Origin of the sequence: Dietzia aerolata (assembly GCF_014144865.1) — a bacterium.
Classification (GTDB): Bacteria; Actinomycetota; Actinomycetes; order Mycobacteriales; family Mycobacteriaceae; genus Dietzia; species Dietzia aerolata.
Window position 1 is genome coordinate 1 of sequence record NZ_JAALDM010000171.1, and the last position, 3,451, is coordinate 3,451.

A 3,451-nucleotide genomic window follows, 5' to 3' on the forward strand; every position below is an offset into this window, starting at 1 on the left:
CGTGGACGTCCGGTCGGTCGACGAGTTCACCGGCCGACTCTCCGCGCCCGCCGGCCTGCCCCAGGAGGGCGGGCGCCAGCGCGGGCACATCCCCGGCGCCGTTTCCGTGCCGTGGAACCGGGCCGTCACGCGCGACGGCACCTTCCGACCCGACGACGAGCTGCGCCGCATCTACGCCGACCTCATCGACGACCCGGACCGCCGCGTTGTGGCCTACTGCCGCATCGGCGAGCGCTCCAGCCACACGTGGTTCGTACTGCACGAGCTGCTGGGGCAGTCGAATGTCGTCAACTACGACGGCAGCTGGGTCGAGTACGGCTCGTTGATCGGCGTCCCGGTCGAGCGGTAGGCCCCCGGCTCACAGCAGCGCAGGTCACCGTCGGTGCCTCCCACGCGAGTCGCCGGCGGACTAAGCTCGACGGCATGTCTTTCCTGTCCAGGTCACTCGGATTGGCCGGGCGCGCGGCCATTGTCGCCGTCGGCGCCTCGGTCGCCTCCACCGTCCTCGTGGGAATCGATCAGCGGCGGGGCACCTCCCCCGCGATTCCCGATCACCCCGGGCCGTACTCCCCGGAGGAGCGCGAGGAAGCGGTGCGGACGTACATCACCGCACTGACCCTGCCGGCCGCCGCGTTCCGCGTCCCGTTCGCCGATGACTGCGTGCGCCGCGAGAACGGCCTCCGCACCGGCTTCGGCGCCACCCAGCTGCGGTGGGATCTCCACCTGCACCTGCAGTACTCGACGATCCGCGAGATCCGGGACATCGAGATCACCGTCGACCCCCCGGGCCGCGATGGGATCGTGCACGCCGAGTTCACCATCGTCACCGTGGTGGGGCTGACCGCCCGGGTGCGCGAGGACTTCACCGTGCCCGCCGAGGACTGCCTCATCCACGAGATCAACGCCAAGATCTCGCTGAGCTGACCACCCGGCGGCGGCTATCGGCCACCCCGGCCCTATCCGGCGGGGGTCTGGATGCCACCCCGGCACGATCTGTCGGGGCTCGGGGTTAAGATGTTGCCCATGGCGCTCTTCTTCACGATCCTCCTTGTCCTCTGTACGTTGCTGATCACCTGGGCAGCGATCTACATCATCTACCGCACGGTCACCGACGAGTCCTGAGGCACAGCGGTATGACTGACGCCGAGAACCCGGCCCCGTCCGCCCCTGAGCCGTCCAACGCCGATTCGTCGGCCGCCGATTCGTCCGCGTCCGGCAACCAGGCCGATGCGCCGCAGGTCGTGCCCGGTTCCGGGAACGCCGCCGTCGACGCCGCCGTGCACCGGTCCGAGCAGACCGCCGGACGCAACGTCACGCCGTTCTCCGAACTGCCGATCGCCGAGGAAACGGCCAACCTGCGCTTCGGCCCGGACCTCCACCCCGGCCTGCTGGCACTGCTCCCCCTCGTCGGGGTCTGGGAAGGCGAAGGCGAGGCCGACACCGAGGACCGCGGACAGCACCGCTTCGGACAGCAGCTCATCGTCTCGCACGACGGCGAGAACTACCTGTCCTGGAGCTCCCGCGCCTGGACCTTCGACTCCGGCGGCGCCGTCGACGCGGCCGCATACCGCGAGTCGGGCTTCTGGCGGATCTCCGAGGACGACCAGATCGAGTTCATGGTCACCCACGCCTCCGGCGTCATCGAGATGTACTACGGCAAGCCCCTGACCCAGTCAGCGTGGGAGATGGAGACCGACGTGGTCATGTCCTCCCCCACCGGCCCGCGGATGGGCGCCGCCAAGCGCATCTACGGCATCGTCGAGGGCGGCGACCTGGGATGGGTCGAAGAGCGCGTCCATCCCGAGAAGGGCCTCGTCCCACGCCTGTCCGCACGGCTGCACCGCGTCGCCGGCTGACGGCTGACGGCTGACGGCTGACGGCTGACGGCCCGAGATTAGCGGCCCTACACCTGACACACCGGCCACCCGCCGAACCTGGCGGGTGGCCGGTGTGCGTGTATCCGCTGCCGTTGTCGTCGTCGTAAAATTGGGCGTGAACTGGGGCTTCTCCTAGCCCGTCAGGCCCTACCCACGGCCCGATCCACCAACGTCGCCACATCGATCGACGGCTCCGCCGTGGGCAGCGTGACCTCGTCGATGCGCCGCACCCGCGCCGCCAACGTCACCGACGACACCAACCACACCGCGTCCGCCACGAGCAGATCGGCGACCAACAGCCGCTCGCGCCGGACCGTGATCCCCTCCCTCTCGGCGACCTCGGCCATCGCGCCCAGCGTCGTGCCCTCGAGGATCCCGACCTCGCCCGGCGGACTGATCAGCTCACCGTCGCGCAGGATCACCACGGTCGAGCGTGGCCCCTCGAGGACCTCGCCGTCGGAGGACAGGTAGACGACATCGTCGAACCCGCGGGCCGTCGCGTACCGCAGAGCCGCCATGTTGGCCGCGTACGACAGCGTCTTGGACCCGAGCAGCATCCACGGGGCGCTCTCACCAAAATCGGAGGCGAAACCGCGGCTGAGAACGGTGACCCCGATCCCCTCCGCGCGCGCCCGACGCGCCTGCGGCCCCACCGGCGCGACGGTGATGTAGGCCGTCACGCCGCCACCACGCTCCGGACCGCGCGAAAGCACCAGCCGCAACATCCCCTCGGCTGCCGCGCCCCACTCGCGCGCCGCCAACGTGATCCCGGCGAGCCACTCATCGTCCGAAGGTCCTTCGAGTTCCAGCGCGGCAGACGACCGCCGCAGCCTGGCGAGATGCCGCTCCGGCTTGGCGACCTTCCCCCCGACGACCAGGAGGGTCTCGAAACAGCCGTCACCGCGCACCGCCGCCAGATCGTCAGCGAGCAGGAGCGGCTGATCCGCCGGATGGACGCGGGGGCGACGCCCCTCCGGCCCCCCGGCCACCAGAACGACCACCCGACGCGTGTCCGGCCGATCCACAGTGCTGTCCGTTGCAGTGCCCATGACGGCAACATTACGGCGAGGTCCGTAGACTCGCGATTGTGAACGACCCTGCTGTGCCCGACCGGATCGAGAGCGACTACCGGAGCCCCATTCTGGACCGAGCCGGGGCGGTGGATGCGGACAGCGCCTCGCCCGACGCCGGAGTCCCCCTCCACTACGGAGATCCATTCGGTGAGCAGCGGGCCGCCACGTCGGGAACCGTGATCATCGACCGGTCCCACCGCGACGTCCTCACCATCGGCGGCGGCGAGCGGCTCACCTGGCTCGAGGGATTCGTCTCGCAGCACGTGTCCGAGCTCCGCGACGGCGAGGGCGCCGAAACCCTGGTCCTGGACGCCAACGGGCGCGTCGAGCACCACGCGATCCTCTCCGATGTCGACGGCACCGTGGTGGTCGACACCGAGCGCGGCCGCGGCGCCCCCCTGCTGCAGTTCCTCACCAAGATGGTGTTCTGGGCCGACGCCGCGCCCGCCGAGGCCGATCTCGCCGTGCTGACGCTCACGGGTGCCTCCGTGCCGGACGCTC

General features: G+C 70.3%; 4 protein-coding genes and 1 pseudogene. 4 read left to right on the forward strand and 1 reads right to left on the reverse strand.

The window, feature by feature from the left end; genetic code table 11:
- The 3 genes from G6016_RS10730 to G6016_RS10740 all read left to right on the forward strand — a co-directional run.
- Positions 1–349 (forward strand): sulfurtransferase (locus G6016_RS10730; protein WP_277815137.1); only part of this gene is annotated, 349 nt, incomplete at its 5' end.
- A gap of 74 nt (positions 350–423) precedes the next feature.
- On the forward strand, positions 424–924 hold the full coding sequence (locus G6016_RS10735) for a DUF8021 domain-containing protein (RefSeq protein ID WP_182632649.1): 501 nt from the start codon (positions 424–426) through the stop codon (positions 922–924).
- Between the two features lie 209 nt (positions 925–1,133).
- The gene (locus G6016_RS10740; RefSeq protein ID WP_182632650.1) at positions 1,134–1,856 is read left to right on the forward strand and encodes a heme-binding beta-barrel domain-containing protein; all 723 of its coding nucleotides are present in this window, start codon (positions 1,134–1,136) and stop codon (positions 1,854–1,856) included.
- Positions 1,857–2,017: 161 nt separating this feature from the next.
- Here the strand turns inward: G6016_RS10740 and G6016_RS10745 are convergent, their stop codons facing one another.
- Complete coding sequence (locus G6016_RS10745) at positions 2,018–2,926, reverse strand: aminodeoxychorismate lyase (RefSeq protein WP_182632651.1); 909 nt, start codon at positions 2,924–2,926, stop codon at positions 2,018–2,020.
- 38 nt (positions 2,927–2,964) lie between these two features.
- On the opposite strand from G6016_RS10745, the pseudogene G6016_RS10750 reads away from it, so the two are divergent.
- Positions 2,965–3,451: pseudogene (locus G6016_RS10750) on the forward strand (CAF17-like 4Fe-4S cluster assembly/insertion protein YgfZ); the annotation flags it as partial.

Coding starts and splice junctions, on each gene's coding strand:
- G6016_RS10735 (WP_182632649.1), top strand. CDS start 424: ATGTCTTTCCTGTCCAGGTCACTCGGATTGGCCGGGCGCGCGGCCATT.
- G6016_RS10740 (WP_182632650.1), top strand. CDS start 1,134: ATGACTGACGCCGAGAACCCGGCCCCGTCCGCCCCTGAGCCGTCCAAC.
- G6016_RS10745 (WP_182632651.1), bottom strand. CDS start 2,926: ATGGGCACTGCAACGGACAGCACTGTGGATCGGCCGGACACGCGTCGG.